The 22,839-nt window shown below is 37.8% G+C and carries 20 protein-coding genes and 1 pseudogene; 13 read left to right on the forward strand and 8 right to left on the reverse strand.

From position 1 onward, the window contains the following. Positions 1 to 194: 194 nt before the first annotated feature. Both ACY3FQ_RS04785 and ACY3FQ_RS04790 read left to right on the forward strand, forming a co-directional pair. Positions 195 to 800: a hypothetical protein gene (locus ACY3FQ_RS04785; RefSeq protein ID WP_151837153.1), complete on the forward strand. Its 606-nt coding sequence runs from the start codon at positions 195 to 197 to the stop codon at positions 798 to 800. Between the two features lie 867 nt (positions 801 to 1,667). Further along, on the forward strand, positions 1,668 to 2,006 hold the full coding sequence (locus tag ACY3FQ_RS04790) for a hypothetical protein (RefSeq protein WP_151837155.1): 339 nt from the start codon (positions 1,668 to 1,670) through the stop codon (positions 2,004 to 2,006). Between the two features lie 248 nt (positions 2,007 to 2,254). On the opposite strand, the gene ACY3FQ_RS04795 is transcribed toward ACY3FQ_RS04790, so the two are convergent. Further along, positions 2,255 to 3,892 (reverse strand): hypothetical protein, encoded by a 1,638-nt coding sequence (locus tag ACY3FQ_RS04795; protein WP_126034969.1) that lies wholly within the window; start codon positions 3,890 to 3,892, stop codon positions 2,255 to 2,257. A 62-nt stretch (positions 3,893 to 3,954) separates the two neighbouring features. Continuing rightward, a complete protein-coding gene (locus ACY3FQ_RS04800; RefSeq protein WP_005401407.1) occupies positions 3,955 to 4,089 on the reverse strand; it encodes a hypothetical protein in 135 nt (44 codons plus the stop codon). 260 nt (positions 4,090 to 4,349) lie between these two features. Here ACY3FQ_RS04800 and ACY3FQ_RS04805 point away from each other — a divergent pair, with 260 nt between their 5' ends. The 3 genes and pseudogenes from ACY3FQ_RS04805 to ACY3FQ_RS04815 all read left to right on the forward strand — a co-directional run bounded on the left by ACY3FQ_RS04805 (position 4,350) and on the right by ACY3FQ_RS04815 (position 6,818). Then, positions 4,350 to 4,916, forward strand: coding sequence for a recombinase family protein (locus ACY3FQ_RS04805; protein WP_005401406.1), 567 nt, complete (start codon positions 4,350 to 4,352; stop codon positions 4,914 to 4,916). A gap of 970 nt (positions 4,917 to 5,886) precedes the next feature. Then, a pseudogene (locus ACY3FQ_RS04810) lies at positions 5,887 to 6,026 on the forward strand (cation diffusion facilitator family transporter); the annotation flags it as partial. A gap of 177 nt (positions 6,027 to 6,203) precedes the next feature. Continuing rightward, positions 6,204 to 6,818 (forward strand): thiol:disulfide interchange protein DsbA/DsbL, encoded by a 615-nt coding sequence (locus ACY3FQ_RS04815; protein WP_004668326.1) that lies wholly within the window; start codon positions 6,204 to 6,206, stop codon positions 6,816 to 6,818. 314 nt (positions 6,819 to 7,132) lie between these two features. On the opposite strand, the gene ACY3FQ_RS04820 is transcribed toward ACY3FQ_RS04815, so the two are convergent. The 4 genes from ACY3FQ_RS04820 to ACY3FQ_RS04835 form a co-directional block, all read right to left on the reverse strand. Continuing rightward, on the reverse strand, positions 7,133 to 9,610 hold the full coding sequence (locus tag ACY3FQ_RS04820) for a heavy metal translocating P-type ATPase (RefSeq protein ID WP_279698853.1): 2,478 nt from the start codon (positions 9,608 to 9,610) through the stop codon (positions 7,133 to 7,135). A 178-nt stretch (positions 9,611 to 9,788) separates the two neighbouring features. Further along, positions 9,789 to 9,983: a heavy-metal-associated domain-containing protein gene (locus ACY3FQ_RS04825; RefSeq protein ID WP_004281879.1), complete on the reverse strand. Its 195-nt coding sequence runs from the start codon at positions 9,981 to 9,983 to the stop codon at positions 9,789 to 9,791. 469 nt (positions 9,984 to 10,452) lie between these two features. Then, positions 10,453 to 11,334: a copper resistance D family protein gene (locus tag ACY3FQ_RS04830; protein ID WP_005180708.1), complete on the reverse strand. Its 882-nt coding sequence runs from the start codon at positions 11,332 to 11,334 to the stop codon at positions 10,453 to 10,455. A 64-nt stretch (positions 11,335 to 11,398) separates the two neighbouring features. Continuing rightward, the gene (locus ACY3FQ_RS04835) at positions 11,399 to 11,779 is read right to left on the reverse strand and encodes a copper resistance CopC family protein (RefSeq protein WP_004281877.1); all 381 of its coding nucleotides are present in this window, start codon (positions 11,777 to 11,779) and stop codon (positions 11,399 to 11,401) included. 364 nt (positions 11,780 to 12,143) lie between these two features. On the opposite strand from ACY3FQ_RS04835, the gene ACY3FQ_RS04840 reads away from it, so the two are divergent. From ACY3FQ_RS04840 to ACY3FQ_RS04860, 5 genes are read left to right on the forward strand one after another with little or no spacing between them, the layout of a single operon-like run. Then, positions 12,144 to 12,575, forward strand: a complete 432-nt coding sequence (locus ACY3FQ_RS04840) for an EMC3/TMCO1 family protein (protein ID WP_176538564.1) — start codon at positions 12,144 to 12,146, stop codon at positions 12,573 to 12,575. Positions 12,576 to 12,603: 28 nt separating this feature from the next. Further along, complete coding sequence (locus ACY3FQ_RS04845) at positions 12,604 to 12,876, forward strand: DUF2933 domain-containing protein (RefSeq protein WP_004755892.1); 273 nt, start codon at positions 12,604 to 12,606, stop codon at positions 12,874 to 12,876. Next, positions 12,873 to 13,523, forward strand: a complete 651-nt coding sequence (locus ACY3FQ_RS04850) for a methyltransferase family protein (protein ID WP_004681447.1) — start codon at positions 12,873 to 12,875, stop codon at positions 13,521 to 13,523. The genes ACY3FQ_RS04845 and ACY3FQ_RS04850 overlap by 4 nt, the downstream gene beginning before the upstream one ends. Positions 13,524 to 13,534: 11 nt before the next feature. Beyond that, the gene (locus tag ACY3FQ_RS04855) at positions 13,535 to 15,910 is read left to right on the forward strand and encodes a heavy metal translocating P-type ATPase (RefSeq protein WP_489773652.1); all 2,376 of its coding nucleotides are present in this window, start codon (positions 13,535 to 13,537) and stop codon (positions 15,908 to 15,910) included. Further along, positions 15,907 to 17,190: an MgtC/SapB family protein gene (locus ACY3FQ_RS04860; RefSeq protein WP_004679352.1), complete on the forward strand. Its 1,284-nt coding sequence runs from the start codon at positions 15,907 to 15,909 to the stop codon at positions 17,188 to 17,190. Before ACY3FQ_RS04855 ends, ACY3FQ_RS04860 begins: the two co-directional genes overlap by 4 nt. A 38-nt stretch (positions 17,191 to 17,228) precedes the next feature. Here ACY3FQ_RS04860 and ACY3FQ_RS04865 read toward each other — a convergent pair whose 3' ends face one another. Further along, positions 17,229 to 18,629: a heavy metal sensor histidine kinase gene (locus ACY3FQ_RS04865; RefSeq protein ID WP_489773653.1), complete on the reverse strand. Its 1,401-nt coding sequence runs from the start codon at positions 18,627 to 18,629 to the stop codon at positions 17,229 to 17,231. After that, positions 18,622 to 19,302 carry a heavy metal response regulator transcription factor gene (locus ACY3FQ_RS04870; protein ID WP_004679347.1) on the reverse strand — a complete coding sequence of 227 codons (681 nt, stop codon included), beginning with the start codon at positions 19,300 to 19,302 and terminating at the stop codon, positions 18,622 to 18,624. Before ACY3FQ_RS04870 ends, ACY3FQ_RS04865 begins: the two co-directional genes overlap by 8 nt. 148 nt (positions 19,303 to 19,450) lie before the next feature. Between ACY3FQ_RS04870 and ACY3FQ_RS04875 the strand changes: the two genes are divergently transcribed. The 3 genes from ACY3FQ_RS04875 to ACY3FQ_RS04885 all read left to right on the forward strand — a co-directional run bounded on the left by ACY3FQ_RS04875 (position 19,451) and on the right by ACY3FQ_RS04885 (position 22,639). Then, complete coding sequence (locus ACY3FQ_RS04875; protein WP_126624536.1) at positions 19,451 to 19,783, forward strand: hypothetical protein; 333 nt, start codon at positions 19,451 to 19,453, stop codon at positions 19,781 to 19,783. 89 nt (positions 19,784 to 19,872) lie between these two features. Further along, positions 19,873 to 21,732 (forward strand): copper resistance system multicopper oxidase, encoded by a 1,860-nt coding sequence (locus tag ACY3FQ_RS04880; protein ID WP_489773654.1) that lies wholly within the window; start codon positions 19,873 to 19,875, stop codon positions 21,730 to 21,732. Further along, the gene (locus ACY3FQ_RS04885) at positions 21,719 to 22,639 is read left to right on the forward strand and encodes a copper resistance protein B (protein ID WP_005220168.1); all 921 of its coding nucleotides are present in this window, start codon (positions 21,719 to 21,721) and stop codon (positions 22,637 to 22,639) included. Before ACY3FQ_RS04880 ends, ACY3FQ_RS04885 begins: the two co-directional genes overlap by 14 nt. Positions 22,640 to 22,839: the final 200 nt, after the last annotated feature.

Raw genomic sequence — 22,839 nt, forward strand, 5'->3', positions numbered from 1 at the left:
ATAATATAGAAAAAAATGGGTTATATAACACAATTACTTGGTTGGCTCTTTCTACCTTAAATCCTTAATGCAACAAAATAGAAAAATATCGAATGATTTTAAACAAACAAGGCGAGGCTGTTAATAAAAATAAATATTGATTGTAGTTCTTAGAAGTTGTATTGTAGTTCAAATCAAGAAAAGGAGTTATTATTGTGTCAGCTTTTATTTTAAGAAGTAAACCAAGTGGATATGATCGTGAAACACAATTCAAAAATGGTAAAATTAGTATAGGATGGGCAAGGGGTTGCAGTTTTGAGGGCCTTACTAGAAATAAACTATCTGAAGTGTTGAGTGATAAAACGTCAGCAACTACATTATCAATGGTTCAACTATTTGTTCACATGCCAGTAGGCTCAATAGTGTTAACACCATCTTTAGAAAATTCCAATTTGATTCATATACTTATTACTACAAGCACCTATAAATATGATGCATCTTCAGATAATAAAGAAATAGGAAATCCGCACTATATCGAAGCAAATTTTTTGAAAACTATTCCCAAAAAATCTCTTCCAAATGAGGTACTTCACTCTTTATCTGGAGCACGAAAAACACTCTCTCGAATTTCACAATATTATGATGTATTAACATCATTTATTAACCGAGGATTCGATGTCGAGGATGAAAAAATACATTCATCAAGTAATTGTGATGAGATGAAAAGTGAGGCAATGAAAGTGGTTTTTGAACTTCTAAGTAGTCAAAATGAGGAGATTCGACTTAAGGCTGCGGCTCTACTTTTAACACATAGTGAATAAAGCACTTTAGATTGCTCTCTGATCAATGTAGAAAATGATGGGGCATCTAATAGTATTAAATTAATATTGAATATTCTCTGAAATTAACATAATAAACCTTATACGATTCCAAAATGGGAGCTTTAAGCTTCCATTTTTTACTATATTTTTGAAGATTTTGCATCACAGCTATTATGTTAAATGAAATAAGGACTAGATAATAAAATTTACTTAATGAGACATAATCTGTCGTGTATTTTTTTAACATCACACAATAAATGATTTAAAAATAGTAATGTACTCTAATAAATTTTTTATGATTAATATCTAAGAGTTATAGAGCTATGTCACGACCAGAAATACCAAATTTAAAAACTTGGCCTCGAAATTTGAGCACACAATTGAATGGTGGGCTATCTACGCAGTTGTATGGAGGGATGTCTACTCAGTTGTACGGTGGGATGTCTACTCAGTTGTACGGAGGGATGTCTACTCAGTTGTACGGTGGGATGTCTACTCAGTTGTACGGTGGGCTATCTACGCAGTTGTACGGAGGGTTATCTACGCAGTTGTATGGAGGGTTATCTACGCAGTTGTATGGAGGGTTATCTACGCAGTTGTATGGAGGGTTATCTACTGAAATTGGAGGTGGTATGTCTACATCATCAAGCAATGTATATCGCAGTAATATTCCTCCATGGCCCGTATTCTTACTAGAATTAGAGAAGCGAGGTTATAAAGGGCAAGTCCAATTAATTAGAAGACATATACCATCATTTTTATATCCTGAAAATTTCTTTTAATTTTTTTTATTCAATAAAAAATACATCTCAAATCGGTGTCTTTTGAGATGTATGTAAGTCTTATATTTTCAAATAGGGGATATTTTTGTATAACTCTTTTTCATTAAAGAAAGTTCTTGAACTTTATGCTGCTATACCACTGGTACTGATAGCTTTAGCTGGAACTTATAAGTTTGGTTATTTTTCTACGTTTGATGCTTTATGGGTACTGCCTTCTATAAACGATGCGAATAGCGCCATTAATAATAATACACTGCCAATAGTTTTGTTTGAGCAGCAAACTGCATATCCAAATGATCAGTCTGATTGGAGACTATTAGCAGTGATAGATACCCGATTTGTTCTGATTAATCTTAAAAATAAAACAGATTATGGCTATGAAATGAAAGTAGTTGAATACAGTAAAGTTGACAGTATTTATTAATTTAAGCTCCATCAATTTTCTAGCTTCTTTATAGTTTTTCTAAAATTAACATAATACACCTTATACGAAATTCAATTGTTTTATCTTTTAAAATCAGTATGATATATCATAAAAAAAAGCCCGTTCACCCTCGAATGGGCTTTTTTTATGATTTATCATGTTCCACGCTTAATTCTTGACCAATGTTCCACGGTTTTAATAAGCCCTGGTGAACAATTAGATCAGCCATACGGCTTAAAGAAGCTGCTCTAGAAGCCTCTTTTTTCGGGTTCTAGTTCAACTTGTTCAGAAATAGCAATCCGTTTAGGTTCACTATAAGAATATTCCCAATGAAAGACTAAATTAGCTAAAGATTTTAGATCTTTTACATTTCCAAAAAGTGTAATCTGTGTGATTTTTTCTTCAAAAAGCTTTCTAATATCTATTTCATTATTGATATTGTAAAAAGGCTTTAGATCTCCCCCAAACTGATTGATAAAAACCCCCCATTTAAAAGCTTTTTTAAAATCTTTCCATCCGGCTTTATCTTCGACTAAAAGGCTCAGAATCATATAGAACTCTAAAAACTCTATCATCTTGTCTGCTGCTGCGTAACGAATGTATTTAAAAGCTTTTCTCATATTCTCTAGTGCTTGAACATATTGTTTTTGTTTGTAATAAATGACAGCATCAATCCAATTCTTTAACCAAGGGTAAATTTCATCATTTTTAATACTCTTATACTCATTTAACCATACGTCATAATCTGATCTATCACCTTTTATGAGATCATAGGCATGAAAAATATTTCCAATATTTACTTTAAAAGAGGCCATGATTTCTTCAGTTTTTTTTGTTAACCCTAAGTACCGATGTATATGTATAGTTGCTGCATGATACGGTTGATCTTTAGGTATCCAAAGCTCTAGCATTTGTTTAATAGTAAATTTTTTCTGCATTTCTAAAAAATTTTTATTAAATATTTCAATGTTATAAATAAAAAGACCCTCAAAGAGAAATTCTTTTTCTTCTATGCTCATTGAATTAATATCTTTAAAAGGTATTTCTCCTAATAAAATGAAAAAATCTCTTTTCACTGCAGAATAAGCTTGTATGAATAAATCTACGTATCTTGACGTATATGAAGGACCATATGTTGATGACATTGCATTTTTGCAATAAGTTAGAAACCTAGCGATCAAAAGAAAAAAAGTATATGTATCTATAAGCTTAGTATTGAGTTTTTGATTTTTAAAAGCTCTATGAAATGTACTAAGGATTTGAGATGTACTTGGCAATTGAACTTTTCCAGCTAGCCAATTTTTTACATTAATCAAATCCTTATCATTCTGGTCTAAATCATTATCTAGTTGATGAAATGCTTGATATGTCATTTCTTCAGAACTATAAATCCAGTTCATAGCATGAATGAAAGGAGTTTTTTCTGAATCTTTGAGCCAAGTGAATAGATTTGGTGCTTCAGGATAAGATTTATCTAAAATATATTTGTAGTAGATTTCTGCAGGAAAGCATGCCTGAGCAATATTAATCATAAACCGTTCAATAAGATTTTCTATATTCTGCTTTTTATCTAAACAAGCATGTTCAGTTAATATCAATTTCAAATAACCATTAAATATTTCTATTATTGGATTTATGAGAATATCTTTAAATTTTTTTTGCAAAACCAGGGCAGAGATAGAAGAAAAAAGTTCTTCACTATATTGATTAAAGTTTTCTAAAAAATTGCACCCTTCTTCTTCTGCAACACGTGTTAATGCTTTATGTACACTTTTAGAACTTATCGTAATATCTAAAATATCTTCTCCTTTTGCAGGGATGATACCTGTAGCATTATAAAAAAACTTTAATAGATCGCCTTGTGAAGGAAAGCCAACAGATTCCATAATTTATTCAACTTACTTAAAGATAGGTATTGGCTAGGTATCTAAAAATACCTAGCCATTTTTTACTTTTTAACTTGAGGATTTAATTGAGTACCTCGATTACCTTGATTTTGATCATATGTTTTATTGGTACCATTTGTTCCTTTGTTTGCATTACTAATATCTGCATTATGATTGCTAGTTGATTTTTTGCTCATGAGATTTACCAATTGAGTGATAGTGAAATTTGATGATAGATGAACATTTGAAAATACTTAAAAAAAAGTGGAGACAAATTTTTAGGATTATATTTATGAATATTATGTTACTTTAGATTATACCCTAAAGTGACAATCTAAAAGTTCGTAAAAGCATGTCTCATTTAAATGATTTTTAATCATAAGTAACATGTAACTTTGGTATTAAAGATTTATAATTTACGAAATTGTTCATTTTTATCCAATTGGGGCATGAAAAAGTGAAAGGTCAAAAAGTAGGTTATGTCCGGGTCAGTTCAGTCGAGCAAAATACGGGACGTCAACTTGAGGGAATTGAAGTCGATCGAATTTTTGTTGATCGCGCTTCAGGTAAAAATACCGATCGACCTAAATTTCAGGAAATGTTGAACTATGTCAGGGAAGGCGATCAAGTTGTTGTACATTCCATGGATCGTTTTGCGCGAAGCCTAAAAGATTTGGTCACTGAAGTAGACAAACTGGTCAAACGAGGGATCGCCATCCAGTTTGTAAAAGAAAATATTACTTTTACGGCCCAATCCACTCCGATGGATAATTTGATGCTGCAACTGATGGGTGCTTTTGCACAGTTCGAACGTGAGATCATTTTAGAACGGCAAAAGGAAGGAATTAAACTAGCCTCTACTAAAGGAAAGTACAAAGGCCGGGTACATAAATTAAAACCCGACCAAGCTGAAGCTTTACGGCAGGCATGGAAGGAGGGGAAGTACCCTTCAAAAATGGCATTAGGCCAGGCATTTGGAATTAGTCGCCAGGCGGTATACCGCTATTTAAAAGACAGTGAGTAACTCATTGAAATTTGCGAATAGACTTAGTTTCACGATGAAAATCGTGAAACATTGATTAAATAATAAGTGCAGAAAGCAAAGAATCACAAAGTTTCCGTCCTATAAATTTTTGATTTAGCAATAATTAAATCCCTTACAATTCAAATTTTTCAGCAACGACTTATCTTTGTTAAAATAGTATTAATTTATTTTTTTTAGGACAAACCTTAACAAAATTACAAATTTGTAATTTGGTTGTCATTTAGGTGTATATATCTAGGAATTAGTATATGAAGAAATTATTTTTTGGTTCAAGATATGATTAGATTCAATAATATATATATGAAGATTGTTTTAGTTATTTTTACTATAGTTTTTTCAACCAGTAGTTTTGCTGATGGGGGACTTCGTTTCTTAGAGAAAAATTTAGAAATAATTAACAATGAAAAAAGCAAAGGGTGTGAAGAGAATTAATTCAAAATTATAATGAAGCACATATAACTAGGAAAACTAAAAATTAGTTATTTTTAGTATGGTGTAACGAAGATTAATTAATTTTTTTAAATCGAATGATAAATATATTTATTGTTTTTAATTTATTCTTTACCATTTTCAAATTTTTAAATAATCCGAAAAGACTATTTTAAACTTTAGGGTTACATATGCTCCTATACATAGGCAGGAATAAATATGCAACTTAGTATATTTGCAACAATAGTACTGGAAAGATTCATGTAATAATGCTTAAAACTCTCTAATTAGTTAGGGAGGCATTGGAATTGGAGAAAAAGTAAAGTGCCCACTAGCAAATGTGGTTATTGGAGGAATTATCTCATCAACCCTTCTTATGTTGGTTTTATTACCAATATTGTCCCGGTGGATAAATGAAAAGAAAGCTTCTTGACCAATTATAGTAAGCAATTTTTAGCAGAAATATTGAGGCTTACTCAAGTCTCTCAGCTAATCGTAAATAGAATAAGGAAACTATTGTATGTCAGAAGATCATTCTCAGAGCCACGCGGCTGTTACTGAAGAGAATAGTAAGAAGCTAATATTTACTGTAGGTTTGACCACTACGTTTTAATCGTAGAAATTATAACCGTTTTTATTACTCAAAGTTTAACTTTTGTGATTATCTAAAAACACATAGCGGTCGAATGGCCATATTAACTGACTTAAAATCAGTCGCATACTTTAATGTAGCGGTTCTGATAGCACAAAAGTTCGCAGCATGAAAACGGAACCGGCATAATTGATTTATAGTGAACCCATACACTAAGCATAATGATTTAGAGGACGATAATCCCAATGAAAAAATTCCTTTTAGGAGCTGTTGCCGCATCTGTTTTGGCCTTTTCAGGTAGTGCTATGGCCAATTTTGTGGCAGGTCAGGACTATCAGGTGGTCGCAAAACCAGTCAAAGTCGAAAAACCGGGCAAAATTGAGGTACGTGAATTCTTCTGGTATGGCTGTGGTCACTGTTTCACGTTGGAACCGCATATGCAGGACTGGTTGAAAAAATTACCCAAAGATATCCGTTTTGTACGTACACCTGCTGCAATGAACCCGCTTTGGGAACAGGCTGCACGTGCTTATTATGTTTCAGAAGCCCTGGGTGTGCGTCAAAAAGCACATTTACAGTTATTCCATGATATTCATGACAAGCAGCGTCCAATTTTAGAACAGGCACAATTGGCCAAGTTCTATACCCGTTATGGTATTTCTGAAGAGAAATTTAACACGACTTATAAATCATTCCCGATTTCGTCAAAAATTGCTCAGGCAAAAAATTTGACTGCTCAATATCAGTTAAGCGGTGTACCAGCGGTGACCGTGAATGGTAAATATATTGTGCAGGGCAATGATGCCAAAGTAATTCAGGTGGTAAATTACCTGATTGAAAAAGAGCGTAAAGCCAAATAAGACGCGATTGATTATCTCTAAAAAAAACCTGCATCGAATCTGCAGGTTTTTTTATTTAAACTGGAGGAATGGTTATTTACGTCCTGACTGCCGGATCTGGTGTTTCTATCGGCGGGCGATACCAGTGTAAAATTCCTCGGAATAAGAGCTGCATCTGCAACACGCTTTGCGCTTTAAAGTCATGGGATTGAATATGAATCGTGGATTGTATCTTTACCAGTTCATACCCGATATCTTCATTCAGAAAATGAATTTTCCTTTCTATTTCAACACGCAGAATAGCCAACAAGACTTTAAATGTATATAAAAAATGGTTAAATAATTGCAAGGGGGGCTTTAAAACGTTTTAATCGTAAAGCATTTCCTAGTACAAATATTGACGAGAGCGCCATTGCACCTGCAGCAAATACAGGAGAAAGTAGCAGTCCAAATTGCGGATAAAGTACACCAGCTGCAATAGGAATCAGAGCTGCATTGTAAACAAATGCCCAAAATAAATTTTCACGAATATTGCTTATAGTCGCTTTGCTTAAAGCGATAGCATTCGGCACTCCTTTCAGGTTGCCAGACATCAAAACCACATCAGCAGCTTCAATAGCTACGTCTGTACCTGTACCTATCGCTAAGCCAATATCTGCTTCTGCAAGTGCAGGGGCATCATTAATGCCATCTCCAACATATGCGAGTTTACCATATTGATTTTTTAATTTTTTAACGGCCTCTATTTTACCTTCAGGTAAGACTTCAGCAATAACCTCATCAATACCTAGTTTTTTTGCAATCGCTTGAGCTGTATGACGGTTATCACCTGTAATCATGGCAACCTTTAAACCTAACTGATGTAACGCTTCAATTGCAGCAAATGTTGATTCTTTAATTGGATCTGCTACAGCAATAATGGCAGCAAGTTTCTGGTCAATCGCAACATAGAGAGGGGTTTTTCCTTCTTCTCCCAAACGATCCGAAAATTGAGAAAAAACAGTAGGATTCAAACCTAGTTTTTCCATATATCGATCTGCACCAATATGAACCAAATGCTCAGAAACCTTCGCTTCTATTCCGTAGCCGGTCACTGATTTAAAATCAGCAACAGGAGACAGGATTAATTCCTTATCTATAGCGGCTTGTACAATTGCTCGAGCAATAGGATGCTCAGACTTTGATTCAACGGCTGCCATAAGTGAAAGTACGGCATTGTATTCAAACCCTTCTAAGACATGCAGATCGGTTAAAATTGGTTTCCCTTCAGTCAGGGTCCCTGTTTTATCAACAGCAACCACTTTAGTTTCTTTGAGCAGCTGCAAAGCTTCCCCTTTACGGAATAAAACACCCATTTCAGCACCACGCCCAGTTCCCACCATGATTGATGTAGGCGTTGCAAGTCCCATTGCACAAGGACATGCAATAATGAGTACCGCAACTGCATTAACTAAGCTAAACGTTAGGGCTGGCTCAGGGCCGAAGATAAACCAAGTAATAAAAGTTAAAAGAGAGAGACCCATTACTACAGGTACAAACCACATGGTAATTTTATCAACCAATGCCTGAATCGGCAGCTTGGAACCCTGTGCCTGTTCAACCATTCGGATGATTTGAGAAAGCACTGATGAACTACCAACAGAGGTGGCTTTGATATTTAAGCTGCCACTTTGGTTAATTGTTCCTCCTACCACAGTAGAGCCTATCATTTTTTCAACGGGCATAGGCTCGCCAGTAATCATGGATTCATCAATAAAACTTTGGCCGTGAATAACTTCACCATCGACAGGGATACGCTCGCCTGGTCTAATCTCTACAATCGTTCCTGTTTGAACTTCGGCAATCGGAACTTCTATCACCTGATTATTGAGCTGTATTCTGGCAACTTTAGGCTGCATTCCAACTAGATGTTGAATTGCTAAAGACGTTCGGCCTTTTGCCTTGGCTTCAAAAAATCTACCTAATAGAATTAAAGTGATAATAACCGCTGCAGCTTCATAATAAACATTGACCGTGCCTTGTGGCAGGACACTTGGAAAGAAAGTAGCAACCACTGAATAAAGATAAGCAGCCAATGTTCCTACAGACACTAAGGAATTCATGTCTGGTGCTAAGCGGAATAAACTTGGGATGCCCTTTTTGAAGAAGCGTCGGCCTGGAAAAATTAATGCTACTGTGGTCAAGAAAAATTGCATTAACCAGCTATTTTGTTGGCCAATGTTATCCATCATAAACGTATGAAAGGCGGGAATCAGGTGTGATCCCATTTCTAAAATAAAAACGGGTAGAGTCAATAAGACTGACAAAATTAAATCTTTTTTAAGTTTTTCTAATTCAATATTTTTTTTATCTTGAGTGCTTTCCGTAGTTTGATGAACTGACTTTGCTTCAAACCCTGCTTTGGTGACAGCCTGAATTAACGAGTCACGAGTGACAGATGAGCTTGCCTGAATAGTCGCTTTTTCAGTAGCCAGATTTACATGAGCTGATTCCACACCCTCAACAGATTTTAAGGCCTTTTCTACTCGACCTACACAAGAAGCACATGACATACCCTCAATCGTAAGCTCTATTGGTTGCAGCGCTTCCACTTCGTAGCCTGCTTTTTCTACGGCTTTAATTAAAGTAGCGCGATCAAGTGGTTGATGCGCATAAATGACTGCTTTTTCGGTAGCCAGATTTACATGAGCCGATTCAACACCCTCAACAGATTTTAAAGCTTTTTCCACACGGCCTACACAAGAAGCACATGTCATCCCCTCAATCTCTAATGTTTCACTGTAGTGTGGCGTATCAGTCATTTCGGTACTCATATACGATCTCTATCATTTAGATATGCTGAGTTCTATATGCGAAGATCAGCTCGAACCAAGATTAGGGGGAATTCAGGGATTACTTTTATTTCAAGCAAGTACAGGTTTTATCTGTACGATGAGGAAAATAAGAGAGAGTAAAAGTGGTAAGGAATTCCCACTGTTACTCTAACAGAGATTAAGCAGGATCAGCTGTAAATCCACGCTCACTGAGAGTGGCAATGACTTGATCCTGACTCACCGTTGTGTTGATTTCAACAATACGGTTTTGTAAATCAATATCGAGTGAGGCATTCGAGTCGAGCTCTTTAATTGCGGTAGTAATGCCGCGTGCACAACCACCACAAGTCATATTAGCGATGTGAAATTTCATATGTTGCTCCTTTTTAACAAAACATTTGTTTAAACCATTAGAACAGTAACTCTAAACTTTCACCATACAACCAGCCTTTTTCTGAATCAGTTTCTCGCTGTAACTTGGTCTGTTTACAACCTTACAGTTTTCTTCAGAGTATTCCAAAGAAGAGTGTTCTAATGACTACAGTAAAAGTACTGAACCAACATTAATGTGACTTTAAAATGACATTTTTGTCATCTACGATCACTCTGAAATTTATAAGATTAGTTATTTCAATCAATGGTAGTGAACTGAATAGATGAGACCGTTATGGGTTGAAGATAAGCTAAAAACCGGTGACTACCTTTATGTATAATGCCTCATGATGCGATTTTACTGTTCTGATTGTCGTAAGTTGGCAGTCCAGTAGAAACTTTATTGCTCAGCTACAAAAGATAAATGCAGTAATGTTAAATTTCCTCAATTCCCTTATTTTGAAATTCTCTTATTCAATACCCACGACAGTGGTTATATAGCCTGTTGTTAATAGAATTGATAGACCTAATAACATCTCAAATAAAATGGCATGACTAAGGTGTTTAGCGAATTTAGGATGTTGAAGACGCGGGGTGAAATACCATTTGTTGAAGGCAGCTAAAAGTAGAATACCTATAACAAAAAACATTTTAACCATGAAACCATAGCCATATGCAGTATTGATTAAGGTATTAAAATCTTTAATTAAAAGAAGAGCTACACTAGCGCCACAGGCGATTAATATCCCAACAATGAAAGCAGCAATACGTCCAAATACATGCATGCGATCTTTTAAAGGTAAACCACTTATTTCCCGGCTGGTTTTCCATAACGGATATAAAGACCCCATCCATAACGACATAACTAGAATATGGATTGATAATAAAATTTGAGCAAGTAAGGTTAAATTAGCGACATGTCCGAGCTGGGAAAAACTAAAAATAATCGGGATAAGTAAAATACAAAATATTGAACTTTCAATTATAGAAAACTGACCTTTGTTCCTGTTAACTTTAACCACCATGAGAAGAAGTAAAAGAGCAAAACTAATAGAACGAAGAACGTATATATACCCCGTCGGAGTATTAACCAATATATTAATATACGTGGGGTCCACCATCCCTGTAATACCAGTATTGGCAAAACTACCAATCAGAATAAAAAATCCCAAGGTACTGGAAATTAGGCCTAATCCAGCGCCAATTGTAATATATTTAAGAATCGATTCTTTTAGTTCAAGATATTGTCTAAGTAAAAAATAGCAAAAGGCTCCACCAACGACAAAAGCTACACTTAAATATAAAATAACCTTAGTTAACCAAGTGGCCCACATCCAATATTCAGAAATCATTATTTTTGTCCATTCTAGAACAACATGTCAGCACCTCACTGACATGTTGAAAGGTAATCAATTCTTATTTAGTTGATTTGATAGTGAAACTATATTCACCATTCATGTTGTGGCCATCTTTCCCCATTGTTGTCCAGACAACGGTATATTTACCTTTTTTCAGTTTCGGAAGAGCGACATCAAAGGATTTCTTTAAGTCATGAGTAACTTCATATTTTAAAGGAACATCTCTTCGCTGAGCATCCAGTAACTTAATATTCATCAACATAACCTCTGCACCAAAGTTAAGGGTCAAGTTCTTTGGTTGACTAAGGATAGATGCATTTTCCGCAGGAATCGCACTCACTAAACTCACATGAGCGAACGTAGTTGTAGTAGCCACAATCATCGTTGCAGCTACTACAACATTACGTAGAGCAGTCATTTTATTTTGAAATAATTTCATTTACGTTTCCTCTTGATTCGTTAGTTCATTAGAGATGACTTTATAAAATCTATATTTAATGAGACCACATCATCTCCTCTTATATTTCAATTATAAGTGAGAGACAGAAACAGAGCGATGACTTCAAAATTACATTTTTGTCATTTTTAAAAATCAATAGACTCAAGTGATAAAATTATTCAATAGAAATAAAAACATTGACTATAACCAGCTACCACCTAAGTAAAACACCGGTGGCATAACCAGCGATCAACTTCATCAAAAGAATGAGTGGAGCAAATAAATGAAAAATACCTCTCTCTATTTGTTTGCTTCATTCATTTAAAGGTTGTATCGGCTGATCAATTGATGGAAGGAAAATATCATGACTTATATCCGCCAAACTTTACTCACACTTTGTATAACCGTTGCCTCTTTAGGTGCATTAGCTCAAAATCCCGAAGAGCATAAAACGCATCACCCAGAAAATACCCTTTCATCTACAGTCACTGTTAACAAGACAACTACTGGCAAGATGAATCCAGACAAAATGGCTGCAATGGACCAGCACATGAAAGCAATGCAAGCCATGCATGCAAAGATGATGGCTGCAAAAAACCCTCAAGAACGTCAAAAACTTATGGCTGAGCACATGAAACTCATGCAAGGAGGTATGAGCATGATGAAACAGATGAGCGGCCAAAGCATGAATGCAAATATGGCTGACCGTCAGCAAATGATGGAAAAACGTATGGACATGATGCAATCCATGATGCAGATGATGATGGACTGTATGCCTCCCTCCACAACTAAATAATTACCCATGAATTAGAGAGGGAAGCACCATGAACCATCAACCTCAAGAACATAATTCAGTACCTAACTTTTGGTCTACACGTTATGCCATCGGCCTATTCGTGATTGGTGGTGTGGCAGCCTATTTTCTCTTAACCGAGCATTTGGCCCATGTCGTTGGTGTTTTACCCTTTTTACTCCTTTTAGCATGCCCACTCATGCATATTTTTATGCATGGTGGTCATGGACATCACCATCATCAACAGAAAAATCCAGACACATCAGATAATAAAAAATCACGCGAACCAGGAGACCCCTCATGAATCATGCGGAATCGGCCTATGGTCTGTGGTGGCTCGTCATCATAAATTCGGCAATTTTCATTATGTTTGCCTTCAGTTTTTTTAAACCCGCCACAGCACGAGACTGGCGTACTTTTAGCGCTTTCTCTGCTTTCATCATTGCATTGTTTGTCGAGATGTATGGTTTCCCTTTAACCATTTACCTGTTGTCAGGCTGGCTACAAACTCGCTTTCCTGAACTTGATTTGCTGTCGCATAACTCAGGTCACTTATGGTCAACGCTACTGGGTGAAAAGGGTGATCCACATTTTGGCATTCTGCACATCGCGAGTTATATTTTTTTGGGCTATGGTTTCTATTTACTGTCATCAGCATGGAACGTGTTGTACCACGCACAACGTCATCACCAATTGGCAGTAACCGGACCCTATGCGCGCATACGTCACCCCCAATACGTGGCTTTTATCTTGATCTTGCTGGGGTTTTTATTGCAATGGCCAACTTTACTGACACTGATTATGTTTCCAATCCTACTCTTAATGTACAGCCGCTTGGCAATTAAGGAAGAGGCTGAAATGAGTAAACAGTTTGGCGCTGTCTATGACAGCTATGCTCAACAGACTCCGAGATTTATTCCAAAATTCGGCCATAAAACCACTTTTCCATAAGAGAATTATTTATGTCAGATCAAAAAAATCATAACCAGGACCATATGGCACAGGCTACAACAGACGTACTGAAAGACCCAGTCTGTGGTATGACCGTCACTGAAGAATCGAAATACCATGAGGAATTTAAGGGGAAAACTTACTTTTTTTGCAGTGATAAATGTCAATCAAAGTTTCATAGCAGCCCGGTGCAATATATCGCTAAACCCGCAACGACGACTGCCGATGCACATACACAGCATCATCAGACTGTTCAACACGTTAATGCGGCAAGCACAACAGGTACGACCATCTATACATGCCCAATGCATCCAGAAATTAGACAGGATCATCCTGGAAACTGTCCTAAATGCGGAATGACACTGGAACCACTCATTCCCGAGTTAGAGGAAGATGAGAATCCTGAGTTACGTGATTTCCGTCGACGCTTCTGGTGGACACTGCCACTCACCATAGTCGTGACTTTTTTGGCAATGTTTGGCCATCAACTGAACCTATTCGACATGGCAGTTCAGAGCTGGATTGAATTAGTGTTGTCACTCCCGATTGTACTGTGGGCAGGTTGGCCATTTTTTTCCCGTGGTTGGCAATCGGTTGTGAATCGCAGCCCAAACATGTGGACCCTGATCGGTCTAGGTACAGGGGCTGCTTTTATTTACAGTGTGGTTGCGACCATTGCACCACAAATCTTTCCAGACTCATTTATCTCCATGGGTCGTGTCGCTGTTTACTTTGAAGCTTCAGCGGTCATCATTTCATTGACCCTACTGGGACAAATATTGGAGTTAAAAGCACGTTCGCAAACTTCTGCTGCAATTAAGTCACTCCTTGGGCTCGCTCCTAAAACAGCTCGCCGAATCCTGCCTGATGGAACTGAAGAAGATGTTCCTCTAACGCATGTCCATGTAGGAGATTTACTCAGAATTCGCCCAGGTGAAAAAGTGCCTGTGGATGGTGTAATCACTGAAGGAAGTAGTTCAGTGGATGAATCGATGCTGACAGGTGAACCTTTACCTATCACTAAACGTATCGGCGATAAAGTCATTGGCGCTACCCTGAATACCAATGGTTCATTGATCATGCGTTCAGAGAAAATTGGTTCAAGTACCATGTTGTCCCAGATCGTACAGATGGTGGCACAAGCTCAACGCTCGAGAGCACCAATGCAACGTATGGCTGATCAGGTAGCAGGTTGGTTCGTCATGGCTGTAGTGACCATTGCCTTGCTTACCTTCTTTGGATGGGGATTGTTCGGCCCAGAAGAGTCGAGCTGGGTTTATGCATTAATCAATGCTGTGGCAGTACTCATTATTGCCTGTCCTTGTGCACTAGGCTTGGCAACTCCAATGTCTATCATGGTTGCAACGGGTCAAGGTGCTACTCATGGTGTGTTGTTCCGCGATGCAGCAGCCATTGAGAATCTGCGCAAGATTGACACACTAATCATCGATAAAACAGGTACGTTGACCGAAGGACGCCCTGTATTCGATCGTGTGGTTGCCGCATCAGGTTTCGATGAATCTGAAGTATTACGTTTAGCCGCCAGTCTTGATCAAGGCAGTGAACACCCGCTAGCCGAAGCGATTGTAAATGCAGCACACGAACGTGGCCTGTCTCTTGAAACACCAGATAATTTTGAATCAGGCTCAGGGATTGGTGTTCGAGGTCAAGTGGGCGATCGTCAGTTAGCTTTGGGCAACACAGCACTGATGGAGCAATTAGGTATCTCGGTACAATCTCTGATTCCGCAAGCCGAAGAGCTGCGTTCAGAAGGTGCAAGTGTGATGCATCTAGCCATCAATGGTAAATTGGCCGGCCTGCTTGCAGTATCCGATCCCATCAAAAAAAGTACCCCAGAAGCACTTGCCACCCTGAAGGAAGCGGGTCTACGTATCGTGATGGCAACAGGAGATGGTCTCACCACTGCCCGTTCAGTCGCAGCACGTCTAGGCATTGATGAGGTACATGGCGAAGTCAAACCCGCAGATAAACTAGAACTGGTCAGCAAATTGCAGAAGGAAGGTCGCATCGTGGCTATGGCTGGTGATGGCATCAATGATGCACCAGCACTAGCCAAGGCTGATGTCGGTATCGCTATGGGGACCGGAACTGATGTCGCAATGAATAGTGCTCAAGTTACCTTGGTCAAGGGAGATTTACGCGGTATCGCGGTTGCCCGTTCACTTTCGGAAGCTACTGTTGGCAACATGAAACAGAACCTCATGTTTGCTTTCCTTTACAATGCCTTGGGTATCCCAATAGCAGCTGGCGTACTCTACCCATTTACCGGTTGGTTGTTGTCACCGATGATTGCGGCCTTGGCTATGAGTTTGAGTTCAGCTTCAGTGATCACGAATGCCCTTCGCCTGCGACATAAAAAGCTATGATAGAGAGTCTTTTTCTTCCACCAGATGTATCAGGCCTGATTGCAGCACTTGCCATCGGCCTGCTCATTGGTTTAGAACGAGGATGGCACGATCGTGAATTGCCCGAGGGCAGCCGAGTAGCAGGCCTACGTACCTTCACATTGACAGGATTGCTCGGAGGAGTGCTCGGTCATTTACAACCAAACTTCGGGCCTTGGCCGCTGGTCGCGGCCGTATTAGGGCTTTCCTTATTATTAACAGTGTCCTACGCGCGTACCGCAAAACTTTCCGGTAATCTAAGCGCTACCACGACGATCGCGATGCTGTTGACATTAGTTTTAGGTGCATATGCATCCCATGGTAATGTTACTTTAGCATTAACCGCGGCTGTAATCGTCGCTGTATTTTTGGATCTCAAGCCAACCTTACACGGTTGGCTACGCTTGATAGAGCATCGTGAATTAACCGCATCCCTGCAGTTGCTGGTACTTTCTGTCGTTATATTACCCTACTTACCCAATACGGGTCTGGGACCTTTTGCTGCATTAAATCCTTACCAGTTATGGTGGGCAGTGATCCTGATTGCCGGACTCTCTCTGGCAGGTCATTTTGCCATGCGGCTTACCGGTTCAGAAAGAGGCATATTCTGGACAGGTCTATTGGGTGGTTTGGCATCTTCTACAGCTGCAACTGTCGCACTGGCACGCTATACACGCCAGCACCCCGTCATGGTCAGTGCTGCTATTTCTGGAACATTGGCTGCCTGTGGCATCATGTTTTTTCGTATGGTTGTGCTGATAGGCGTCATTGAGCCAGCATTGCTAAGCACTTTTGGTGGTGCAATGATGATTGCGGGAATCCTTCTGCTGGGTATGGCATTGTGGAGACAACGCCAAATTACCAGCGCTGAAAACAACGATCGAACAATAGAAGCAATGGCTCCTTTTGATCTTGGGACAGCATTCAGCTTCGCTGCTTTCCTGGCTGTCATGGCAGTCTTGGTCCCGGCAGCAAAACAATGGTTGGGCACCAGCGGCATCTTCGTATTATCGACTATTTCTGGGCTAGCAGACGTAGATGCTATTTTAGTCTCACTTGCCCGCCTGCATAGTACTGAAGGCTTAACAACAAATGTGGCTGCTGTCGCGCTAGGGCTGGCCACACTGAGCAACATGTTAAGCAAAGCGACAATTGCATGGATGACAGGGGGGGCACAGTTTGGCCGAGCTATCATATTTGGCTACACAATTGCCATGATAGGTGCTGGCGTAGCTCTGGCTCTCAGTTTGAGCTTTATGTAAGGTCAACTCGGGTAAATGGAAGATGTTCAAAAAATGAGTTAAAATGATTCCCCTTGCATGGATTCACTTTGAAAAACAATGGTAAAAATGATTCGACCATTGAGGGATTCAGCCTGGATGGTCGCCCCAAGCATATCAAGAATAGATTTTGTTATCGCGAGCCCTAAGCCGGTTCCTTCTTCTGTTCTTTGTCTAGATGCATCTGTTCGATAAAATCGATCAAATAACCTGGATAGTTGTTCAGGAGAGATTTCAGGGCCTTCATTTTCAATTGAAAATATTGTGTTATCTAAATTCTGTTGAAGTTTTATGCGTATTGTAGAATTCTTATTTCCATATTTAACTGCATTAGATAATAGATTGCTGAGTGCTCGACGTAACATAGCAGGATCACCTTTGACATTTCCAGATCCTGTTTGTTGAAGCGTCATATTTTTTTCGGCAGCTAGCGCATCATAGAAATCAAATAAGGCTGTAACTTCTTTAACCAGGTCAATATTCTGTAAGTTCTGTAATTTTAGGCCATGTTCTGCTTTTGCCAAGAAAAGCATATCGGATACCATTCGAGCCAAACGTTCTAATTCTTCTAAATTAGAAAATAGTACTTCTTGATAGGTACTGGTATCTCGTTTACGGGCAAGACATACTTGAGTTTGAGTCATTAAGTTATTAATCGGTGTTCTAATTTCATGCGCTAAATCAGATGAAAAATCGGAAAGCCTTTCTAAAGCTGATTCTAGTCTGTCGAGCATATCATTGAAGGCAATTGCTAATGATTTTAGTTCGGTTGGTGTGTGCTCAACTTCTAAACGTTCTGAAAGATGTTGGGCAGAAATGCCTTCTGCGACCTGAGCCATTTTTTGCACGGGTCTTAAACCTCTCCAGGTTGCAAACCAGCCTAAAAACATTAAACAAATCGTACCGGCTAAACCAATGTAAAAAAGTTGACGCTTAAAATCATTTAAAAAATGTAGATGTTCAGATGTATCGATCCCCACAATAATGCGTACAGATTGTATTTCAGTATTTTTGTTTATATCCGTGTTGTAGATCATGCCACGATAGGTCTTATTCTTAATTTTCCATTTAATCCAAGGGTTATTTGCTGACTTGATTAACTGTTGAGTATTAATGATTGAAGGTGTTGAACTAAATAAAATCTGACCTGCCGGTCGTTCTATTTGGACCATAAGATCATGGTGTCCAACTAAAGCATCTTTCAAATATAGATCAAGTTCTGGAGAATTTTTAGGATGCTGTTGGAGAAGATTCTGAATAAGCTGGATTTTACCTTCTAATTGGGTACGATCTTGCGTTTCAAAATGATGCATCACTAATTTATGGATGAAAAACCCCATCATAATGAGAATGAAAATAGTAGATAATGAGAAAATAATACCGATCCGAAAACTGATAGATTTGAATAAGTTATTATTCATCTTCTACCTCTAATACATACCCCATTCCTCTAATATTTTGAATTAACTTAGGGGTAAAATTACTATCTACTTTATTTCTTAATCGTTTAATAGCGACTTCAACTACATTTGTATCACTATCAAAGTTCATATCCCAAATTTGAGATGCAATAAGTGCTCTTGGTAGAATTTCACCTCTTCTACGCATAAAAAGCTCCATAAGAGCAAATTCTTTAGCCGTTAAATCAATGCGTTGACCTGCTCGTGTTACCCGACGTTTTCTCAAATCAAGTTCTAAATCAGCAATCTTAATAATATTATTATCTTCTCTTTGTTGCCCTCGTCTAAGGAGCGTTTTTATTCGAGCTAGAAGCTCTGCAAAAGCAAAAGGCTTAACTAAATAATCATCAGCGCCTAGCTCTAATCCTTTTACTCGATCTTCGATTTGATCTCGGGCGGTAAGAAAAAGAATGGGCATTGTTTTACCGCTGCTACGAATATCATTGATAATATTCCAACCATTTAGTCCAGGTAACATCACGTCTAAAATAATTAAGTCATACTCTTCAGAAAGAGCTTGATGTTTACCCGTTAACCCATCTGTAACCCAGTCCGTAATATAGCCAGCTTCGGATAAACCTTGCTTGAGATAATCACCAGTTTTTTGTTCATCTTCAACTAATAGTATTCTCATTTCCGAATCCTAAGTCATTCATTAAAACTATAATAACGTTATAAAACATCTGATCGAGATAGATTACAAAAATGTCATTTTCAAGTCACTTAGATGTTCAGTGCTTCACTTTATTGTAGTAGCAAGAAATTAACTTTTAGAGAAACTTATGAAAACTGTAGTGCGTCGTAGTCTAACAATTTTAATGTGTGCTGGAACTTTAATTGCTGGTACTCAATCTTGGGCAAAAGATGTATCAACCTCAAGTGCCACTAAAACGGTAAAAGCACAGGAACCTTGTACAAAACCTTGTAAAATGGAAAAAGATGACAAGACTCAGCAAGATCATAGTCAACATCAGTCTCCTAACTCATCTGACATGTCAAAAATGGATCATTCTATGATGAATATGGACCATTCTAAAATGGATCATTCTATGATGAATATGGACCATTCTAAAATGGATCATTCAAAGATGAATATGCCTAGTAGCAATAAATAATTTTATAAATAGCGAGAAAGAAGTATTAAAGTTTATACTAAATATTTGCTTTATTACTTCAATCTTGACCTTTCTAAAGGTGAGATAGAATGTCAAAAAAGTTAAGTCATATACTCTTAATTGGAGTTGGTTTATTTTCATCAACTTGGGTAATGGCGGCAGTTAAAGAATATGATTTAACAATCGCTGAACAAACTGTAAATATCACAGGAAAACCAGTTGAGAGAATTACTGTAAATGGTAAATTCGTTGCACCACTTCTTGAATTTGAAGAAGGTGATGAGGCCGTTATCCGTGTTCACAATAAGTTAAAAAATCAGGACTCTTCAATCCATTGGCATGGCTTATTATTACCTGGAATTATGGATGGTGTACCTGGATTTAACAAATTTAATGGCATTGCCCCTAATAAAACTTATGAATATAAGTTTAAAGTCCGCCAAAATGGTACTTATTGGTATCATTCACATAGTAAAGGACAAGAACAAGACGGTTTATATGGTGCTTTTGTTATTTATCCTAAAGATAAAACTCCACTAACAGCTGCTGAAAAAACCGATAAAGATTACGTTGTTTTGCTTTCTGATTTTCATAATTCGACAAGTGATCAAATTATGAAAAATCTTAAAAAAGAAGCAGACTACTATCAGAACCGCCGCGAAACAGTATTCGATGTATTAAAACAAGTTAAACGTGATGGGCTAAAAGCGACTTGGCAAGACCGTTCTATGTGGAATCAGATGCGAATGCTGAAAACAGATATGTCTGATGTCACAGGTTATACATTTTTAATGAATGGCAAGACACCTCAGCAAAATTGGACGGGTAACTTCAAAGCTGGTGAAAAAGTTCGCCTTCGTTTTATTAATGCTTCCGCTATGTCATTCTTTGATGTACGCATTCCAAACCTAAAAATGACTGTAGTCAGTGCTGATGGTCAACCTGTAAAGCCCGTTCCTGTAGATGAGTTCCGTATTGGTACTGCTGAAACTTATGACGTAATTGTGGAACCAAAACAAGCACATTACCAAATTGAAGCTGAATCTATTGATCGTACCGGTTTTTCAGTGGGAACATTACATGAAGAAAGCAGCCCAGCAGTCAAACAAATTGAGATGCCTAAGCCTCGTCCTCGTTCTTTATTGACTATGGAAGATATGGGAATGAATCATGATATGTCTTCTATGAAAGGCATGAATCACGATATGTCTTCTATGAAAGGTATGGATCATGATATGTCTTCAATGAAAGATATGAATCATGATATGTCTTCTATGAAAGGCATGAATCACGATATGTCTTCTATGAAAGGCATGAATCACGATATGTCTTCTATGAAAGGTATGAATCATGATATGCCGATGAATAGCGCTACTGTTAAGTCGGCTTCAGACAAGAATGATAATACCGTATTTGGATGGGCAAATGCTTCAACACCCGTTGGTCAAAAAGCACTCCAGTATAGTGATTTACAATCTTTAAACCCTCAAAAAGACACTCGTGCAGCTGAACGTGAAATGGAAATCCGTCTTGGTGGGAATATGGAGCGCTACATTTGGACAATTAATGGTAAGAAGTTTAATGAAACAGAACCATTCAAAGTGAAATATGGGGAACGTATACGCTTGAAATTTGTGAATGACAGTATGATGGCTCACCCAATGCACTTGCACGGTATGTTTATGCAGCTTGAAAATGGTCAAGATCCAAGTAATATGCCAAATAAACACACGATCATTGTGCCACCAGGGAAAACAGTTACAACTTTACTTACTGCTGATGAATTAGGTGAATGGGCTATCCACTGCCATTTGTTATATCACATGGCAGCTGGAATGATGAACAAACTCATTGTGGCAAATGTAGATAGCAATGATGTTGATTCAAAAAGTATCGTTGCCCAACCCCATGCAAATGATAAGGGAGTGAATCAACATGCAAACCACTAAAAAACTTTTTTCAAAAACAGTCTTATCAATTGCATTAATAAGTATATCAAACTTAACTTTTGCTGATAACAGTACTTCGCAACAAGAAAGTAATATTACAAATGGTATGAGAGTCTTATTACAGGAGTCTGGTGGCTTAAGATATAGCCCCCAAGAATTGTATCCAGAATATTATTCAATGGAAAATGCAAATGGGGGAGATAATATTATTCTGACCGCAAGAAAGAGATCAGCCCCATCTAATGATGATCATCTTAAAGAACATGGCGGACAAATTTATCAACTAACAAGACTTGAAAATGCATGGATAGTTGATGAAGACGGTAAGGGCAACCTAGGAACAAAGTTTGATACTTTAATTGGGACAGATGAAAATCGTCTATTTATTGAAGCAAATTTGGACAAAGCAGAAAGCAATGATCCTAAATATGATGTATCTGCACTTTATAGCCGTAATGTAGCACCCTTTTGGGATGTACAAGCTGGGGTAAGATATAGTGAAGATAAAAATAACAGCAGCAGCGATCGAGTGGATGGGGTTATTGGTATATTAGGTCTAGCTCCTTATTTCTTTGAAACACAAGCATATCTTTATGGAGGAGAGAATAACTTTTGGGGAACAAGTTTTGAATTCGAACGTGATTTAATTTTAACTCAAAAACTTATTACTCAACCTTACATCGAAGCAGATGTAGTATTTAGTGATGATTCTGACTATGCTGCAAAATCAGGTTTATCAGAACTAAAAACGGGGATCAAAACCCGATATGAAATTACTAAGCGAATTAAACCTTTTATTGACGTTGCTTACCAATATGAAAAAGGACAGAAAGCCACTTCTATGCAAGAGGCTACGGATTCTGAAAAAGGCTGGAAATATGGTGCAGGCATCGAATTAGTTTTTTAAAATAATTTAATGAAAGGAATAGTAGTTTAGCGTACTATTCCTTTCATCTTATAATGGCTTTGTTGCACAAACCTAGCATCAAAAGCTTATTCAGCAATATAATTTCAAAATGAATAAGCCTGCCTCTAAAATCTACCGTACAACCAATTGGTCATCCTATAACCGAGCCTTAATTAACCGAGGTAATATTTCCATTTGGC

This window comes from Acinetobacter sp. AB03, assembly GCF_058107045.1.